This window comes from Chryseobacterium formosense (assembly GCF_900116415.1).
In the GTDB taxonomy this organism is placed as follows: domain Bacteria; phylum Bacteroidota; class Bacteroidia; order Flavobacteriales; family Weeksellaceae; genus Chryseobacterium; species Chryseobacterium formosense.
The window spans coordinates 54,081-71,706 of the sequence record NZ_FPAP01000004.1; the positions used below are offsets into that span (position 1 = coordinate 54,081).

18 protein-coding genes are annotated in these 17,626 nt (G+C 33.8%); 11 read left to right on the forward strand and 7 right to left on the reverse strand.

From position 1 onward, the window contains the following. Positions 1-168: 168 nt before the first annotated feature. The 3 genes from BM371_RS16005 to secG all read left to right on the forward strand — a co-directional run bounded on the left by BM371_RS16005 (position 169) and on the right by secG (position 4,039). A complete protein-coding gene (locus BM371_RS16005; protein ID WP_034673326.1) occupies positions 169-1,482 on the forward strand; it encodes a M16 family metallopeptidase in 1,314 nt (437 codons plus the stop codon). 54 nt (positions 1,483-1,536) lie between these two features. Further along, the gene (locus BM371_RS16010) at positions 1,537-3,582 is read left to right on the forward strand and encodes a M16 family metallopeptidase (protein WP_034676944.1); all 2,046 of its coding nucleotides are present in this window, start codon (positions 1,537-1,539) and stop codon (positions 3,580-3,582) included. Between the two features lie 124 nt (positions 3,583-3,706). Beyond that, complete coding sequence (gene secG / locus BM371_RS16015) at positions 3,707-4,039, forward strand: preprotein translocase subunit SecG (protein WP_034673323.1); 333 nt, start codon at positions 3,707-3,709, stop codon at positions 4,037-4,039. 52 nt (positions 4,040-4,091) lie between these two features. Here secG and BM371_RS16020 read toward each other — a convergent pair whose 3' ends face one another. Together BM371_RS16020 and recR are read right to left on the reverse strand one after the other, a co-directional pair. Beyond that, positions 4,092-4,931, reverse strand: a complete 840-nt coding sequence (locus tag BM371_RS16020) for a glycosyltransferase family 2 protein (RefSeq protein ID WP_034673321.1) — start codon at positions 4,929-4,931, stop codon at positions 4,092-4,094. Further along, positions 4,932-5,543 carry a recombination mediator RecR gene (gene recR, locus BM371_RS16025; RefSeq protein WP_034673318.1) on the reverse strand — a complete coding sequence of 204 codons (612 nt, stop codon included), beginning with the start codon at positions 5,541-5,543 and terminating at the stop codon, positions 4,932-4,934. Positions 5,544-5,724: 181 nt separating this feature from the next. On the opposite strand from recR, the gene BM371_RS16030 reads away from it, so the two are divergent. The 7 genes from BM371_RS16030 (at position 5,725) to BM371_RS16060 (ending at position 10,798) form a co-directional block, all read left to right on the forward strand. Further along, a complete protein-coding gene (locus BM371_RS16030; protein WP_034673316.1) occupies positions 5,725-6,330 on the forward strand; it encodes an LURP-one-related/scramblase family protein in 606 nt (201 codons plus the stop codon). 68 nt (positions 6,331-6,398) lie between these two features. Continuing rightward, positions 6,399-6,890, forward strand: coding sequence for a hypothetical protein (locus BM371_RS16035; RefSeq protein ID WP_034673314.1), 492 nt, complete (start codon positions 6,399-6,401; stop codon positions 6,888-6,890). Between the two features lie 130 nt (positions 6,891-7,020). Further along, entirely contained in the window at positions 7,021-8,466 is a 1,446-nt protein-coding gene (locus BM371_RS16040; protein ID WP_034673312.1) for an aminoacyl-histidine dipeptidase, read from the forward strand. A 135-nt stretch (positions 8,467-8,601) separates the two neighbouring features. Next, the gene (locus BM371_RS16045; protein ID WP_034673309.1) at positions 8,602-8,835 is read left to right on the forward strand and encodes a hypothetical protein; all 234 of its coding nucleotides are present in this window, start codon (positions 8,602-8,604) and stop codon (positions 8,833-8,835) included. Further along, the gene (locus BM371_RS16050; RefSeq protein ID WP_034673306.1) at positions 8,819-9,118 is read left to right on the forward strand and encodes a type II toxin-antitoxin system RelE/ParE family toxin; all 300 of its coding nucleotides are present in this window, start codon (positions 8,819-8,821) and stop codon (positions 9,116-9,118) included. The genes BM371_RS16045 and BM371_RS16050 overlap by 17 nt, the downstream gene beginning before the upstream one ends. Before the next feature lie 16 nt (positions 9,119-9,134). Beyond that, positions 9,135-9,716, forward strand: coding sequence for an LOG family protein (locus tag BM371_RS16055; RefSeq protein WP_034673305.1), 582 nt, complete (start codon positions 9,135-9,137; stop codon positions 9,714-9,716). Positions 9,717-9,808: 92 nt separating this feature from the next. Beyond that, positions 9,809-10,798 carry a GTP pyrophosphokinase gene (locus BM371_RS16060; protein ID WP_034673303.1) on the forward strand — a complete coding sequence of 330 codons (990 nt, stop codon included), beginning with the start codon at positions 9,809-9,811 and terminating at the stop codon, positions 10,796-10,798. A gap of 141 nt (positions 10,799-10,939) precedes the next feature. On the opposite strand, the gene BM371_RS16065 is transcribed toward BM371_RS16060, so the two are convergent. Together BM371_RS16065 and BM371_RS16070 are read right to left on the reverse strand one after the other, a co-directional pair. Beyond that, positions 10,940-11,269 carry a 2Fe-2S iron-sulfur cluster-binding family protein gene (locus BM371_RS16065; protein WP_034673302.1) on the reverse strand — a complete coding sequence of 110 codons (330 nt, stop codon included), beginning with the start codon at positions 11,267-11,269 and terminating at the stop codon, positions 10,940-10,942. Positions 11,270-11,340: 71 nt separating this feature from the next. Then, positions 11,341-12,396, reverse strand: coding sequence for an NAD(P)/FAD-dependent oxidoreductase (locus BM371_RS16070; RefSeq protein WP_034673300.1), 1,056 nt, complete (start codon positions 12,394-12,396; stop codon positions 11,341-11,343). Between the two features lie 155 nt (positions 12,397-12,551). On the opposite strand from BM371_RS16070, the gene BM371_RS16075 reads away from it, so the two are divergent. Next, positions 12,552-13,322 (forward strand): DUF3108 domain-containing protein, encoded by a 771-nt coding sequence (locus BM371_RS16075; RefSeq protein WP_034673297.1) that lies wholly within the window; start codon positions 12,552-12,554, stop codon positions 13,320-13,322. A gap of 574 nt (positions 13,323-13,896) precedes the next feature. Here the strand turns inward: BM371_RS16075 and BM371_RS16080 are convergent. The 3 genes from BM371_RS16080 to pheS form a co-directional block, all read right to left on the reverse strand. Next, entirely contained in the window at positions 13,897-14,541 is a 645-nt protein-coding gene (locus tag BM371_RS16080) for a response regulator (protein WP_034673294.1), read from the reverse strand. Next, complete coding sequence (locus BM371_RS16085) at positions 14,538-16,283, reverse strand: sensor histidine kinase (RefSeq protein WP_034673292.1); 1,746 nt, start codon at positions 16,281-16,283, stop codon at positions 14,538-14,540. The genes BM371_RS16080 and BM371_RS16085 overlap by 4 nt, the downstream gene beginning before the upstream one ends. A 280-nt stretch (positions 16,284-16,563) precedes the next feature. Beyond that, entirely contained in the window at positions 16,564-17,574 is a 1,011-nt protein-coding gene (gene pheS / locus BM371_RS16090; protein ID WP_034673291.1) for a phenylalanine--tRNA ligase subunit alpha, read from the reverse strand. Positions 17,575-17,626 lie beyond the last annotated feature (52 nt).

A 17,626-nucleotide genomic window follows, 5' to 3' on the forward strand; every position in this document is an offset into this window, starting at 1 on the left:
TTATAAGGAGAATTCAAATTTGTATTTGAGTTGAGTTATGTGAGTTGGTTTAATCGAATTTAAAAAATACAGTAAGTTTAAGCCAGACCAAAAATTCTTAAAAAAATATTAAAACTTTTGTAACAATAAGTCTAAATTTGACACTCATTGACAAAACAATTTCTATTTATGAAAAAACGACTTCTTAGTGTTGCAGCAGCTGCCTTTTTCGGAGCAATGCTTAATGCACAGCAAATCAAATTTGAAGAGTATGATTTACCAAACGGTTTACATGTAATCTTACATCAGGACAATTCTGCACCGGTAGTTACAACAGGTGTAATGTATCACGTGGGAGCAAAAGACGAAGTAGTGGGAAGAACAGGTTTTGCACACTTCTTTGAGCACCTTTTATTCGAAGGAACTCCAAACATTAAAAGAGGAGAATGGTTTAAAATTGTTTCTTCAAACGGTGGACAGAACAACGCAAACACTACAAACGACAGAACATATTACTACGAAACTTTCCCATCAAACAACGAGCAATTAGGTCTTTGGATGGAAGCTGAAAGAATGCGTCACGGTATCATCAACCAAATCGGAGTTGATACTCAGAGAGAAGTTGTAAAAGAAGAAAAAAGATTGAGAATGGATAACCAGCCTTACGGAAATCTTTTCACAAACGTACAGAAAAATCTTTTCACAAAACACCCGTATAACTGGTCTACAATTGGTTCTATGGAAGATCTGAATTCTGCAAAACTAGAAGAATTCCAGGCATTCTATAAAAAATATTATGTTCCGAACAACGCAACTTTGGTTGTAGCCGGAGACATTAAACCTGAGGAAACAAAAAAATGGATCGAAACATATTACGGAAGCATCCCGAAAGGAACAGTTTATCCTAAAAACTTCCCGAAAGACGAACCTATCACAAAAGAAAAAGAAGTAACGGCTTACGATCCGAACATTCAGCTTCCTGCTTATGTTTTTGCCTACAGAACGCCGGGTAATAAAGAGAAAGATGCATATATTTTAGATATGCTTTCTTCATATTTAAGCAGCGGAAAATCTTCAGTTTTATATAAAAAATTAGTAGATCAGGAGAAAAAAGCACTTCAGGTATCGGCTTTCAACCAAGGTCTTGAAGATTACGGTATTTTCGCATTTTTTGCAATCCCAATGGGAGCTACAACGAAGCAGACTTTACAGACTGACATCGATGCGGAAATCAAAAAACTTCAGACGACTTTAATCTCTGATGAAGATTACCAAAAACTTCAGAATCAGTTTGAAAATCAGTTTGTCAATGCAAACTCTAGCATTCAGGGAATTGCAGCTTCATTAGCTACAAACCATGTACTAATGGGAGATACAAACCTTATCAACAAGGAAATTGATATTTACAAATCGATTACAAAGCAGGATTTACAGAATGCGGCTAAAAAGTATTTAAATTCTAACCAGAGAATCATCCTAAATTACTTACCTGAAAAAAAATAATCGTATAAAAACATCCGCGTTTTAGATATGATTATAAATTTTAAATTTTTTACAATGAAAAAACAATTTACATATATAGCCGTAGCATTTTTATTCTCAGGAATGCTTTCTGCACAAAAAATTGACATTAATGCAATGCCAAAACCAGGACCAACTCCTGCCATCAACATTGCGAAACCAAAAACTTTCCAGCTTAAAAATGGAATGACCGTAATGGTTGTTGAAAACAACAAATTACCAAGAGTAAACGTGAGCCTTTCTATGGACAGACAGCCTTATTTCGAAGGTCCTGTAGCGGGAGTAAGCGAAATCATGGCAGATCAGCTTGGTAACGGAACAACGACTTTAAGCAAAGATGCATTCAACCAGAAAATAGACTTTTTAGGAGCCAACCTGAACTTCTCTTCCGCTGGAGCTTCTTCAAATTCTCTTTCGAAATATTTTCCTGAAGTTTTAAATTTAATGGCTGATGCAATCATCAATCCTAAATTTTCTGCTGACGAAATCACAAAATCAAAAGAAAGAGCAATTGAGGGATTAAAATCTTCTGAAAAAAGTGCCGATGCTATTGCTTCAAGAGTTTCAAACGCGTTAGCTTACGGAAAAGAAACTTCAAGAGGTGAATTTGAAACTGAAGAGTCTTTAAAAAAGATTCAATTAGCAGATGTTCAGAATGTGTACAAAAAATATTATGCACCTGATAATGCATACCTTGTAATTGTAGGTGATGTAAAATTTGATCAGGTAAAACCAATGGTTGAAAAAGCTTTCAATAACTGGAAAAAAGCGGATACAAAATTCCCCGCTTTAGAACCGGCTGCAAATGTTGCTAAAACTGAGATCAACGTAGTTGATGTTCCTACCGCAGTACAATCTGTAGTTTCTGTAGGAAACCTGAACACATTGAAAATGAAAGATCCTAATTACTTCCCTGCAACTATTGCCAACTACATTCTTGGTGGTGGTGGAGAAGCAAGACTTTTCATGAACCTACGTGAAAAAAACGGCTTCACGTACGGAGCTTATTCAGATATGAGCGCAAGCAAATATTCTCCTTCTTTCTCTGCTGAAGCAAGTGTGAGAAACGAGGTTACTGATAAGGCGGTAAAAGAATTCATGAACGAAATCAACGGAATTTCTACAGTAAAAGCTGACGAATTGGCAAATGCTAAAGCTAAATTAAAAGGAAGCTTCATCATGGCATTAGAGCAGCCTGCAACCATTGCAAGATTTGCTGTGAACCAAAAAGTTCAGGATTTACCTGCTGATTTTTATACAAACTATTTAAAATCGATCGATAAAGTAACTGCGGCTGATGTTTCTAATGCAGTAAAAGCTACAGTTATGCCTAACCAGAGCAGAATTTTCATTGCCGGTAAAGCTTCCGACATCTCTGAAGGATTGGAAAAATTAGGATACCCTGTAAAATATTATGATGCTTATGCAAATCCTGTTGCAAAACCTGTTGCTCAAAAAGTTGATGCAAATGTAACAGTTGCTTCAGTTGTTGATAAATATATTAATGCAATTGGTGGCAAAGCAAACTTGTCTAAAATTTCATCATATACAATGACTGCTGCAATGTCTATGCAGGGACAGAACATCGATCTAAAAACTACAAAAGCTCAGGGAGGAAAAGAAGCACAAACAGTTTCTGCTGGTGGAATGACAGTTCAAAAGCAAGTTTTTGATGGAAAAACAGGTTATTCTGAGCAAATGGGACAAAAAGTTCAGATGACTAAAGAAGAAATCGCTGACAACTTAAAAAATACTGAGCTTTTTGAAGAATTAGGTTTTGCTAAATCTGCAGATTACAAATTGACAGGAATTGAAAAAATCAACGGTGAAGATTCTTATGCAATCAAAGCTGGTGATAAAGCTTATTACTATAGCGTAAAAACTGGTCTTAAAACAGGTGAGACCGAAACAGTATCTGCACAGGGACAAACATTCACAGTTCCTACAACTTTTGCTGACTACAAAGATGTTTCAGGGGTAAAAATGCCTTATACCATTACCGTAAACCAAATGGGTATGGAGATGGTGATGAAAGTAAAATCTTACGAGGTAAATCAGGCTAAAGATTCTGACTTCAAATAAGAATTCACATATTTTTAATAAAAACGGTGGCTTTTGCTGCCGTTTTTTGTTTTTAGCATAAATCTTATTTTGTTGTTCGATAAAAAAAGATTAAATTTGCCCATTCAAAAAGATATCAGAATTAATGGATACTATATTTACACTATTGATGGTTCTAATTATGATTGCCAGCGTTTTATTGGTAATCGTTGTAATGGCTCAAAACCCGAAAGGCGGAGGTCTTTCCAGCACATTCGGCGGTGCATCTTCTGCACAGTTCGGCGTACAGAGAACCAATGATTTTATGGAAAAATCTACATGGACGTTAGGAACAGTAATCATCGTTTTGATTTTAATTAGCGTTGTGGTAACAGGTAAGCCTAAACAAACAGCAGCTCCTATTCCTGCACCAGCTAAAACAGAAGCTCCGGCTTCTTCAACAACTTCTGCTCCGGTAAGTGTTCCGGCTTCTAAATAAGAACTTATTATTTAAAGATAAAATGAAAGCAACTCGATGGAGTTGCTTTTTTTTATTTCAGTTTGATTTTTTCTATCTGATGTCTTAATTTTAAACCTGCTTTCAGAAGAGAATATTGTAAAGGTTTAGTTTCTTTATAATATTTATCAATAAAAATCTGCATGGCTCCGTAAAATCTTTCCAGATAGACATTATCTTTTATGGTGCTTTCTCCTTTGTGATGAAGAATAGATGCTTTACCGTAATAATAATTTTGGTAACCATGATTCAGTAAAGTGTAACAGATGTCAATATCTTCACCGTACATAAAGTATTTTTCATCCAGTCCTCCGATTTCATTGTAAACATCAGTTTTAACAAGGAAAAAAGCTCCGGTAATCACTTCCACTTCAGACACTTCAAATTCTCCGATATCATTTCTGTAATAAGACTTAGAATTATTTTTTTTAAACTTGGTAAAAAGCTTTTCGAAAGAATTAAACATATCTGGAACGGATCTTTTGCTTTCAGGAAGAAATACGCCGTTCGTATCATGCATTCTTACACCAAGACAGCCAAAATTTGTTTTTGAATCGGCAAAATCCAAAATTTCATTCATATAAAAGCCTTCGATTTCGGTGTCGGGATTTAAAATCAAAAGATATTCACCTTTTGCAGTCTGAATGGCTTTATTATTTGCTTTAGCAAAACCATCGTTTGTTTCAGAAGTGATAAAATGAAATTCAGGAAATTCAGAGACAAGATCTTTCCATGAAGTATCAGTTGAATTATTATCAATCACAATTACTTCATAACTAATATTTCCCAAATATTTTTTAATGGAAAACAAACAGTTTTTCAGAAGATGTGTAACATTATAATTAACTATAATAATAGAAAGCTTTATCATCATTTAATCCTTTTCGTTGTAAGGTAATCTGTTGATAATCGATCTTCCCAAAGAAATTTCATCCGCATACTCAAGTTCATCCCCTACAGAAATCCCTCTTGCAATACTGGAAAATTTAATATCAAAATTCTTGAACTTTTTATAGATATAATAAGCCGTTGTATCACCCTCCATGGTTGCGCTCAATGCAAAAATCAGCTCTTTTGCGTTACCTTCATTCAGTTTTCTCTCAATACTCGGAATATTCAATTGATTAGGTCCTACTCCCTCCATCGGAGAAATTTTTCCGCCCAAAATAAGATATTTCCCTGTGTATTTCCCTGTATTTTCAATGGCAATCACATCACGAACATCCTCTACAATACAAACCACCTCATCATTACGTTTATGGTTGCTGCAAATTTCACAAACATCAAAATCCGAAAAATTATGACATTCTTTGCAATACTTTATTTCGTTAACCAGATTTATGATCGATGTTCCCAGATTCGTTGCTCTCGAATTGGGCTGTTTCAGTAAATGAAGTGCTAAACGTAAAGCGGTTTTCTTCCCAATCCCCGGAAGCCCGGAAATTTCTTCTACTGCTTTTGCCAATACTTTACTTGGATAATCCATAAACACAAAAATAAGCATTCTAACCGAAAAATTAATCTAAAAACAATCTTTGAGGTATGGTTTTTGATAACTATTGATTTTTTGAAAAACTCACCTCTAAATGATTTTAAAGATTTGAAAAAGCCTAAAAAAATTAATTACATTTACTCCACAAAATATAAACTTGAAATAAAATAAACGAATGGTACTTAACAACCTAAACTATCCGCTGGATTTTAAATTTAAAATCACAACGCTTGCCAGCGATTTCAACATTACAGACAGAAACGGGAACTATGTAGCGTACGTACGTCAAAAAATGTTTAAACTGAAAGAAGACGTAGTTGTTTTTAATGACGAAAGCAAAACAAAGGAATTGTTCAGAATTCAGGCAAACCAGTGGATCGACTTTAATGCGTCTTACTCTATTAAAGATGCGATCAATACAAAGAACTTTGGAAGATTGGCAAGAAAAGGAATGCGTTCTATCTGGAAATCATCTTACAATGTTTTGGATGAAGCAGATCAGCAGAAATTTACGATTACCGAAGATAATGCATGGGTGAAGTTTTTTGACGGAATGGTAGGTGAAATTCCAATTATCGGGATGTTTACAGGATATTTTCTGAATCCTTCTTACACTGTAAAAGGAATTGACGGAAAAGACTATTTCAGACTAAAAAAAATGCCTTCATTCTTTGGAAGAAGATTTCAATTGGATCGACTGATTGATATTGATGACGAAGACGAAAGTTTGGTTGTTTTATCTTTATTGATGATGGTTCTTTTGGAAAGAGCAAGAGGGTAATTGCTTTTTGGCAATTGGCTTTAAGCTTTTGGCTTAAAATTCGAAGCAATAATTTAAATTACTGACAAATGAAATATTTAATCATTTTCTTTTCAGCATTCATGCTGATTGCATGTAAAAAAGAGAAAGAAACCGTTTCCGATTCTACAAAAACTGATTCTACAAACATTGTTCAGGACTCAGCAAAGACTGATGTTCAGAATGCAAATATCACAGTTGATACGTTTGATTTTCCGAAAGAAATTAAAGAATGTTCTTGTTATTTTGCTAAAAGCAAAGCAGACTTCGTGAACGAAAAGTATATTTACGCCGATGATGCAGGAAAAACAGCTTACATGATGTTAGACGGAAAGAGATTGGCAATGAATCTGATCTCATCAAGCGACATGGAAGTTGATGAAGAGCTCACAAAGGAAATAGAAAATGATAATTATAAAATTTCAGTAAAAGGTAAGAAAATAAAGCATGAAGAAGCGCTGCTTTTTGAAGGCACTTTAACCATTGAAAAACCAGACGGAAGCAAAACTACAATGCCAATATATGGCGAGTGCGGATGCTAAAGAAATAAGCAATAAGCAATAAGCAATAAGCAATAAGCAATAAGCAATAAGCAATAAGCAATAAGCAAAAATACTGCTCCTGAATTTCGGGAGCATTTTTTATTTCGTAATTTTGAGAAAAATAAATTTTATGGAACTATCCAACATAGAACCGCAAATTATCTGGAAAAATTTTTCCAAATTAAATGCAGTTCCAAGACCTTCTAAAAAAGAAGAAAAAGTAATCGCTTTCATCAAAGAATTCGGAGAAAATTTAGGACTGGAAACGACAGTTGATGAAGTAGGAAACGTGATCATTAAAAAACCGGCAACTCCAGGAATGGAAAACCGTAAATCGATTGTGATGCAGTCGCATCTGGATATGGTTTGTCAGAAAAATAACGATGTCAATTTTGATTTTGAAACTCAGGGAATCCAGATGGAAATCGATGGTGACTGGGTAAAGGCAAAAGGAACGACTTTAGGGGCAGACAACGGTTTGGGTGTAGCGACAATCATGTCTGTTTTAGAAAGTACAGATATTCCGCATCCTGATCTGGAAGCTTTATTCACGATTGATGAAGAGACGGGAATGACAGGAGCTTTAGGCCTAAAACCAGGACAATTAACAGGACAAATTTTATTAAATCTTGACACCGAAGAAGACGATGAAATCGACATCGGTTGTGCAGGTGGAATTGATGTGACCATCACTCAAAACTATGAAACTGTAACTGCAAACGGACAATTTGTAAGAATTGAAGTAAAAGGTTTACAGGGAGGACATTCGGGAATGGATATTCACAAAGGTTTTGGGAATTCCAACATTATTTTAGGCCGATTTTTATATAAGGGTTTAGAAAGTCAACATCTTCAATTGGTTTCTATCGATGGCGGAAGTTTGAGGAATGCAATCCCGAGAGAAGCATTTGCCATTATTTCGGTAAGAAATGCTCAGGAATATATTGAGAATGTAACCAACGGACTGAAAAAACAGATTTTAGAAGAATTTGCTTCTATTGAACCGGCTCTTCAAATCAATATCGAAAATGCTACAAGTTCTGAAAAAGCGCTTTCAGAATCAGATTCAAAGAAAGTTATTTTGGTTTTAAAATCTCTTCACAATGGCGTTTACAGAATGAGCCCGGATGTACAGGATTTGGTAGAATCATCAAACAACGTTGCGAGAGTTGAATTAAAAGAAGGAGGTTTAAAAATATTAAATCTTTCAAGGTCATCGGTAGAATCATCAAAAGATTCTGTTGCTGAACAATTGAAATCTGTAGCCGAATTAGCAGGGATGAACACTGTTTTCAGTGGTTCTTATCCGGGCTGGAAACCAAAACCGGGTTCTGAAATCGTTCAGCTGATGGAGAAAATCTATGTTGAAAAATTCAACGAAAAACCTCACGTTGTAGCTTGTCACGCCGGTTTGGAGTGCGGAATTATCGGAGCAAATTATCCAGAAATGGAAATGGTAAGTTTCGGACCAACCATCAGAGGGGCACATTCTCCGGATGAAAAGGCGAATATTTCCTCCACACAGAAATTCTGGGCGTTTACAAAAGATATTTTAGCGAACATCCCTTTGAAATAATATTTTAACATTATTGAAAATATCCAAAGTCTTTTGATTTTGGATATTATTTTGTCTAATTTAATCATGAAAAAATAATTTAAGAATAGTAACGATTGATTTAAAAATCTTAAATTTGAATAAGAAATAAGGATTATGAACTCACAGATTCTACATGAAAAACTTGAATTAATTCAATGGTTATCAACATTGGAAGATACTTCTATCATTAAAAAACTAATTCAGTTCAGAAAGGAAGAAACAAAAGACTGGTGGGATTCAATCTCTGATGAAGAAAAAAATTCAATTGAAAAAGGAATTTCTGAAGCCGATAAAAATGATATAAAACCACATTCCGAAGCAAGAAAACTTTATGAAAAGTGGTTATAATATTTTATGGTCTCCAAATGCACTAAGTGAATTGGAAGAAACCATTGAGTATCTTCAAAAAAACTTTTCAGATAAAGAATTAGCAAAACTTGCCCGTAAAATCGAAAGTTTTTCAGAAATCATTTCTAAAAATCCCTACATATTTCCAAAATCGGAGCATACAAATATTCACAAAGCTGTTATTCTAACTTTCAACACTGCCTATTATCGTGTTAAAAATAATGATGTAGAAATCTTATCATTTTTCTCCAATAGACAATCTCCTACTAAAAGTAGAATTTAAATTTCAATAATAAATAATGAAAAGTATCACCGTATTCTGTGGCTCGAGTTTCGGCACAGAAGAAATTTATAAAGAACAGGCATATTTAGTCGGAAAAACATTCGCTAAAGAAAATATTCGCTTAATTTATGGAGGAGCAAATGTAGGTTTGATGGGCGCTGTCGCAGATGGAGTCATTGAAAACGAAGGTAAGGCAATCGGAGTTCTTCCTCATTTTTTACAATCTAAAGAAATTGCGCATACCAATCTTACTGAACTTATTTTGGTGGAAACGATGCACGAAAGAAAAACAAAAATGAATGAACTTTCTGATGGAGTAATCGTTCTGCCTGGAGGTTATGGAACTTTGGAAGAATTTTTCGAAATGATTACGTGGGCACAACTCGGGCTTCACAAAAAACCAATTGCCATTCTGAATATCAATGGTTTTTATGATGATTTAATAAAATTGGTTCAGACTATGGTTGATAAAGGATTTTTAAAACAAATCAATCAGGAAATGCTTTTGGTGAGTGATGCTATTGATGAGCTTTTAGAAAAAATGAGAAATTACAAAGCTCCGACGGTAGGAAAATGGATTTCTAAGGAGGAAGTTTAATTATTGTGAAATTTAAGAGTTTTTTTAAGACCAATTAATAATTAGGTCACGATTATTAAAAAGTTTGTAAATTTAAATAATGACTAATTATTATGACAAAGGACGATTTAAATAAAATATTAACTCAATATGAGGAAAAATCTCCTTTATATACTTCTTTTAGTTTTAAAGTTGAAAAAATATTAAGGAAATTATGTAAAAATTTTTCAATACATCAGATCGTAAGCAGGATAAAAACCAAAGAAAGTCTTGCTCAGAAAGTCATCAAGAAGAATAAATATGAAAAGCTTGATGATATTACGGATATTTTGGCATTAAGAATCATTACTTATTTCGAAGACGATATTTCAAAAATAGAAGAACTCCTTAATAAAGAATTTAAAATTGACAGGGAAAACTCTACCGATAAAAGAAATATTGAAATTGATAAATTCGGGTACAGAAGCGTTCATTATATCCTTCAGCTCAATGATTATAAAAAAGAATTATCTGAATATGCAGAATATAAAGACATTAAGTTTGAAATTCAGATCAGGAGTATCCTTCAGCATTCATGGGCAGAAATAGAGCATGATTTGGGCTATAAATCTTTTACCGAAATTCCTCAAAAAGCAAAACGTACATTTTACAGAGTTGCAGCTTTGCTTGAGCAGGCAGATATTGAATTTACAAAACTGAAAAAGGAAATTCAAGATTTTGAAAACTCCATCAGCAAGAATTTAAAAAGTAAAGAGAAATTTATAGAAATCAACGAATCAACAATTATTGCATTTGTGAAAAGAAATCAGCTTCTAAGAGAGATTGAAAATGACATTAAAAAAGCATTAAAACTTACTGAAAATCCCAAGTTTGATTCTGCCTACTTGTCTGCGAATAATTTTTCATCACAATTAAAAAATTTAAAAATATTTGATTTAACACAGCTTGAAGAAAACCTTATCAATTACAAACAGGAAATTACAACCAGACAAATAGATTATTTACAATCTTTAAATGAAAATTTCAATAACAGTAAAATAAAAATTTCCCTGATACAAGGCGCTCCAATACTCTGGTTAATTAATTATCTGGAAAGTAAATGATAATGCGTTCAGAATATGTAATATTTATTTAATCTGAAAACTTTAAACAACTCAAAATTTAGCATTAAAGACATATTTGCATATTAAAACACCCCTCAAATTAGATTTGAGGGGTGTTTTAAGTCATTCATTTAAATTTCCCTAGGGATATGGAGCAATTGCTACAGCAAGACCTTCCATTGCAGGAACCATGTGCAACTGACAACCCAATCTGCTATTGCTTTCCACATGATAAGCTTCCGCCAACATCGCATCTTCCTCATCGCCCATTGGTTCAAGTCCCGGATCATTGATCACATAAACCTGACAAGAAGCACACATTGCCATTCCTCCACAAACTCCGATGGTTCCTTCTTCCGCCAATTCATAAGAACGGATAATCTCCATTAAGTTCATCGACATATCTGTCGGTGCAACTACATCATGAGTAACTCCTTCTCTATCGGTTATTTTTATATTTATATCGCTCATCTTTCGTTGATGGTTAATGGTTGATGGTTGATGGCATTTGTTTCACTAATAACCAACGACCAACAACAAGATTAATCTATTTTCTTTACAACTGCTTTTTCAGCTTCCTTACGGCTTCCGTCGAAACCATCTACTCCACTTACGGTTGTATATTTTAAAACGAATTTCTTACCGGGATTCAGTCTGTTGTAAACGCTCTGACACATTAAGGTCGCTTCGTGGAAACCACAAAGAATCAACTTTAATTTTCCAGGATATGTATTGATATCACCGATTGCATAAATACCGTCGATGTTGGTTTGATAATCCAATGCATTGTTTACTACGATTGCATTTTTTTCGATATTCAGTCCCCAGTTTCCGATTTCTCCCAATTTTGGAGTCAAACCGAATAATGGAATAAAATAATCTGTTTCAATATCATAAGGATCTTGTCCGTCAACGGCTACTGTGATCGCTTCTACTTTTCCGTCACCTTTAATGGCAGTAACTTCTGCAGGAGTAATCAATTTAATTTTACCCTGGTTTTTTAAATCCTGAACTTTTTCTACAGAATCCAAAGCTCCACGGAACTCGTTTCTTCTGTGAATCAAAGTTACTTCGCTCGCAACATTTGATAAGAAAACACTCCAATCTAAAGCAGAATCTCCTCCACCTGCGATAACCACTTTTTTATTTCTGAAATGTTCAGGTTCTTTCACAAAATATTCAAGACCTTTTTCTTCATAATCAGCGATATTATCCATGGTAGGTTTTCTAGGCTCAAAAGTACCTAAACCACCTGCAATAGCAATTGCTTTACATCTGTGAACCGTTCCTTTATTGGTAATCACTTCAAACCATTCGTCATCAACTTTCGTATATGATATTGCAGTCTCTCCCAAAGTAAATCCTGGTTGGAATTGTTTGATTTGTTCCATTAAATTATCTACCAATTCACCTGCATTTACAGAAGGATACCCCGGAATATCAAAAATCGGTTTTTTAGGATACAACTCCGCCAACTGACCTCCTGGTTGTGGAAGTGCATCGATGATATGGCATTTCATTTTTAGCAAACCTGCTTCAAATACGGCAAAAAGCCCTGTTGGTCCCGCTCCGATAATTAATATATCTGTAGTAATCATAATATGACGATAATTTAATAATTTGTAGCTGCAAATTTACTAATTTTAATGCGAAGCATATTTAATTATGCCCAAATAAAAAACTGAGATTTATCAAAGACACGCAAAAAACTGACAATGAAAAAGTTGGCAACGTTTTTGTAAAAATGTACTGTATGAAGAAGATAATTAATATCATTGCAATATTTGCTTTCTTTCTTGGATATTCGCAATTGACCAATGTTGCAGATGGCGAATCGCTTACTTTAAGAATCCACTATGGATTCTTAAATGCAGGAACTGCCAATCTTACCACAAAAAAGGTAAATTATAAAGGTGAGCCCCATTTATACGTAAAAGGAACCGGACAAACAACCGGAGCTGTACGTGCATTTTTCAAAGTGGAAGACTTGTACGAGAGCTATATCAATATGCAAACTGAGTTACCCAGCTTCTATGTGAGAAATGTAAAAGAAGGGAGTTACAGACAGCATTTGCAAACCGTTTTCAACCACGATAATCATACTTTGGTTTTAACAGATAAAAAGACTCCTGCAAATGGCTCCAAAACAATCAAGTCCGTAAAAGGAGTTCAGGATATGCTTTCCTGCTTTTATTTTTTAAGAAGTAAAAGCCCCGCCGAACTAAAAACAGGGACAATTATCAATATGAATGTCTGGATTGATGATGAGATGTTTCCTTTTCAGCTAAAAGTGGTTGGAACTGAAAATTTAAAGACCAAGTTCGGAACAATCAATGCCTTGAAAATCATTCCTTCTGTGAAAAGCGGAAGAGTTTTTAAAGAAAAAGAAGGTGTTACGATGTGGGTTTCTAATGATGCGAATCATATTCCTCTACTGTTAAAAGCTGAATTAGCCGTTGGATCATTAAAGGCCAGTATCGATGATTATAAAAATGTAAAATATCCTTTAAAATTCAGCAAATAAAAAATAAAACCTCCGAGAAAAATCTCGGAGGCTTCCTGTAAACCTAAATTAACATAAATTCTGGAATCATTCCCAGGATAATTATGAATCTTTTTTTCCTGTATCTGTTACAGAGCCGTCAAGCTCTGTAAGTATACTAAGGATTTCAATCATTTGTGTTTAAGTCAAAAATTTCTTTTTAAGCATCTATTACAGAGCTTTTTACAGCTCTGTAATGATGACACTTAGGTTAATCAATTGTGTTTTTATTATGCTTTTTCTAAACGGTCTTAAATTTTGTATCTTATACAGAGCCTAAAAAGGCTCTGCTTCAGATACGTTTATATTTCCGTCATTTGTGTTTTCATCCTCCTTCAAAATCCCATTGGTCTAGTTCACACACCACCACTGAACTTAGAGCAAATTTTACTAAATTTCTTTAGTTGAAAGAAGCAATTTTTTCGCTTAACTTTCTTGATGTAAAATTACTAAGTCCCGACTTATCATAATAATTTTTTCTGTAGATATATTTCGACCTGTTTGTAGATATTTATCTACAAAAATGAATACTTCCAAAAAAGGTTTTGTTTAATAATTAATGACCAGCTTTCATTAATTCAATGAGTTCCACAAGGTTTTCGATATTAAGTTTATCAAAAATTCTTTTCTTAATCGTGCTTACCGTATTTTGTTTGATATCGAGATAGGCTGCAATTTCCAGATTTCCCAAACCTTTCGCATACATCCCGGCAATCTGAATTTCTCTTTCGGTAAGACTTTGAAGTGGATTTATCAGGCTTTTATTGGTAACAGAATTGAGTAATGCGTTCTGTGTGATTTCTGAAATATATTTTCCCTGATGATGAATTTTCAGAATGGCATTCTTAATTTCGTCTTCTTCGCTAAGTTTACTCAGAAAACCATTGGCACCCGCCTGAATGTATTTTACAGATTGAGTATTTTCGTCTACTCCTGAGAAAACAAGAATTTTAATTTCAGGTTTCAGCTGTTTTATTTGCGATAAAATAGTAAGACTGTTTCCATCCGGAAAAATAGCATCGATGACTAGAATATCAATGGATTGAGCTTCGGTAATCTCCAAAACTTTATTCAAAGTTGATGCATGAAAAATTTCACCATCAAACTCCAATTCTTCAATCAGAAATTCTACTCCCTGTCTTATAAGGCTATGATCGTCTGCAAGCAGAAAATTGATGCTTTTAGAATCTAAACTATTCATTGGTTAAGATTAAGATTAATGGTAAAACTTACTGTTGTACCCACATTCTTTTCACTGTCTACACTGATATTTCCCGAGTAAAGTTCCACGATTTCCTTGCAAAGACTTAAACCAAGACCTGCACCAAGATTTTCGACATCTTCAGATAAAACACCCTGATAATAAGGTTCAAATATTTTCTCAAGATCAGATTTAGAAATTCCAGCACCAGTATCACTGATTTTTGTTGACAATGAAACTGTATTATCATCTATTTTATCTGCTTTTGTTGTCACCGAAATCTGACCGTTCTCTGTAAATTTATTAGCATTACCAAGAATATTCATAAAAACCTGATTAATCTTGGTGTTATCGGAATACACTTCAATGGAAGGATCGATATTTTCGTTAACTACAAATTTATTGTTTCTTGTTTCTATATAAGGTTCAATGGAATTAAATATTGAAGTGAGCTCATTTTTAAGATTAAAAACTACTGGGACAAGCTTATTTTCCACATGCTGGTTTTTGGTATATTCCAGAATTTGATTGGCCTGCATTAAGAGTGTATTGTTTGTAAAGCTGATTGATTTCAAATATTCTTTAATACTTTCATCAGACGTTTTTTTATTGATTTTTCTGATAAAAATTCCTATAATCTTCAAAGGTGATCTTAATTCATGACTCAGCATTCCAAGAATTCTGTTTTTAAAATTCAGGTTTTCCTTTATCTGTTTGTTGGCATCATTCAGTCTCCATTCATAGATAAATGCCATTCTTGTAAAATACATAATAAGCACAGAAACAATGAACATCAAAATCATCGCTCCGAAAACAAGATACGTTCTGATCTTATTACTTTCTGAATTGAGCTTGGCATATTCTTTTTCAAGATCTTTTTTAGAATCTTTTATGGCAAATTCATAAATATTCATTACCCCATTGCTATAAGCCAGAAGATTATTAAATATGGTATAAAATTTCCCGCTGTTGTTTTCCCTTTCAACTACATTTACCTGTATTTTTTTTACCTGTCCGGAATAATGATTCTGCACGAGATTCATAATACTGTCCATATCCGCTTTTATTGCCGATGCTTCAGGAACTTTGCCTTGTTTCACAGTAATAACCGTACTTTCTTTACGCACAGTTTCTTTGCCAGAAATCGCATCTCCTAAACGACCAAATAAACCTTTTTTCTTCACGGTATCTGAATACGTTTTGGTTTCTATATTAAAATCGTATTTGTCTAAATTATAATCTACATCGAGTTTTTTAATCTGAGGAAAAGCAGTCGGAGCTTTAAAACCGGAATTTGTCGAATAATTGTATGTTGAATCGATAAGCAGCTTGAGATTTTTACTGTCTAAAGAATCTTTTTTTTGTGATGATAAAATATTTTTAAGCTTAGGATATTTAGATTCATATTGATTAATACTTTCTAAATTTTCGCCAAGCTTATCCAAAGACTGAAAATAAGATTGCAAATTTCTTTCATCAGAGCCGGTAAGATATTTCTGAAGGAAATTCTGTGCATTTAAAAGCTCTTTTCTGGAATTATCAGTGAGATTTTCCAGAGAATGAATTTCTTTCAGCTGGTTTTCTATAAAAACTATATTTTTTCTATTGATAAACTCATTATAAAAAAAACCGGCTAAAATAAGCTGTATCAATAAAATGCAAAAGATAAGTGAATAATGAACAATTTTTCTTGACTTAAAATTCAATGATTTTATGCGATCATCCTTTGGTTTCGTATTCATGTATTAAAAGCTTTTCTTTATAATCTGCCGAGATCAAAAACTCCCAAAAACAGGCTACAAAATTAAACATTCTTCTAAAAACATCACTACCTTTAGATAAACAAACAGGTTTCAGCATGAAAAGAGACCGCATATCTCAATCTCTACGTAAGCATATTATTTACTCAAACATTTTGAGGCAAAACCCGCTCTAAAACTTTCAGGGTGTGTGTGATTTTATAAAGTTAATAAAAAAATCCTGTGAAATACTCACAGGATCTGAATTTATTTTAAACTTAATCTATAAAGTTTTAAACTGCTCTAAAGTTCTGATATCATTCTCGAAAAACATCCTGATGTCGCTCATTTGGTAAAGAAGCATGACGATTCTTTCTATCCCCATTCCGAATGCATAACCTGAATATTTTTCAGAATCAATATTTACATTTTTCAGAACTGCAGGATCTACCATTCCGCAACCCATAATTTCCAGCCAGCCGGTTCCTTTTGTAATTCTGTAATCTGTTTCAGAATTCAGTCCCCAATACACATCAATTTCTGCGCTTGGTTCTGTAAAAGGGAAATAAGAAGGTCTCAATCTGATTTTCGACTTTCCGAAAAGCTCTGTGGTAAAAAACTGAATGGTCTGCTTCAGATCTGCAAAACTTACGTTTTCATCAATATATAAACCTTCAATCTGATGGAAAATACAGTGCGAACGAGAAGAAACAGCTTCATTTCTGAAAACTCTTCCCGGAGACAAAATTCTGATCGGCGGCTCATTTTCTTCCATATAACGTATCTGTACTGAAGAAGTATGCGTTCTCAACAAAATATCAGGATTCTGCTCAATAAAGAAAGTATCCTGCATATCTCTTGCCGGATGATATTCAGGAAGATTTAATGCTGTAAAATTATGCCAGTCATCTTCAATTTCAGGCCCGTCTGCAACAGCAAAACCAATTGATTTGAAAATCTCAATAATTCTGTTTTTCACTAAATTGATCGGATGTCTCGAACCCAAATCCAATGGAAATGCAGGTCTTGTAAGATCTTCTTTTTCTAAGATAATAGAAGAAGCGGAAGCATTTTTTAAATCCTCCAGCTTTGTATTTACTGCCTGTTTAAGAGTATTGATCTTTTGCCCAAAATCTTTCTTCTGGTCATTCGGAACTTCTTTAAACTTTTCAAAAAAATCGTTCAGAATTCCTTTTTTACCATTATACCTGATTCGGAAGTTTTCTATTTCCTCTTTACTTGATGTACTGAAGTTATTAACCTCAACAAGCAATTCTTCTATCTTTTCTATCATTGTTTTACCCTTTCAAAAAAATGTATTTGCAAAAATACGGTTTTCAGATTAA

Coding starts and splice junctions, on each gene's coding strand:
- BM371_RS16005 (WP_034673326.1), top strand. CDS start 169: ATGAAAAAACGACTTCTTAGTGTTGCAGCAGCTGCCTTTTTCGGAGCA.
- BM371_RS16010 (WP_034676944.1), top strand. CDS start 1,537: ATGAAAAAACAATTTACATATATAGCCGTAGCATTTTTATTCTCAGGA.
- secG (WP_034673323.1), top strand. CDS start 3,707: ATGGATACTATATTTACACTATTGATGGTTCTAATTATGATTGCCAGC.
- BM371_RS16020 (WP_034673321.1), bottom strand. CDS start 4,931: ATGATGATAAAGCTTTCTATTATTATAGTTAATTATAATGTTACACAT.
- recR (WP_034673318.1), bottom strand. CDS start 5,543: ATGGATTATCCAAGTAAAGTATTGGCAAAAGCAGTAGAAGAAATTTCC.
- BM371_RS16030 (WP_034673316.1), top strand. CDS start 5,725: ATGGTACTTAACAACCTAAACTATCCGCTGGATTTTAAATTTAAAATC.
- BM371_RS16035 (WP_034673314.1), top strand. CDS start 6,399: ATGAAATATTTAATCATTTTCTTTTCAGCATTCATGCTGATTGCATGT.
- BM371_RS16040 (WP_034673312.1), top strand. CDS start 7,021: ATGGAACTATCCAACATAGAACCGCAAATTATCTGGAAAAATTTTTCC.
- BM371_RS16045 (WP_034673309.1), top strand. CDS start 8,602: ATGAACTCACAGATTCTACATGAAAAACTTGAATTAATTCAATGGTTA.
- BM371_RS16050 (WP_034673306.1), top strand. CDS start 8,819: ATGAAAAGTGGTTATAATATTTTATGGTCTCCAAATGCACTAAGTGAA.
- BM371_RS16055 (WP_034673305.1), top strand. CDS start 9,135: ATGAAAAGTATCACCGTATTCTGTGGCTCGAGTTTCGGCACAGAAGAA.
- BM371_RS16060 (WP_034673303.1), top strand. CDS start 9,809: ATGACAAAGGACGATTTAAATAAAATATTAACTCAATATGAGGAAAAA.
- BM371_RS16065 (WP_034673302.1), bottom strand. CDS start 11,269: ATGAGCGATATAAATATAAAAATAACCGATAGAGAAGGAGTTACTCAT.
- BM371_RS16070 (WP_034673300.1), bottom strand. CDS start 12,396: ATGATTACTACAGATATATTAATTATCGGAGCGGGACCAACAGGGCTT.
- BM371_RS16075 (WP_034673297.1), top strand. CDS start 12,552: ATGAAGAAGATAATTAATATCATTGCAATATTTGCTTTCTTTCTTGGA.
- BM371_RS16080 (WP_034673294.1), bottom strand. CDS start 14,541: ATGAATAGTTTAGATTCTAAAAGCATCAATTTTCTGCTTGCAGACGAT.
- BM371_RS16085 (WP_034673292.1), bottom strand. CDS start 16,283: ATGAATACGAAACCAAAGGATGATCGCATAAAATCATTGAATTTTAAG.
- pheS (WP_034673291.1), bottom strand. CDS start 17,574: ATGATAGAAAAGATAGAAGAATTGCTTGTTGAGGTTAATAACTTCAGT.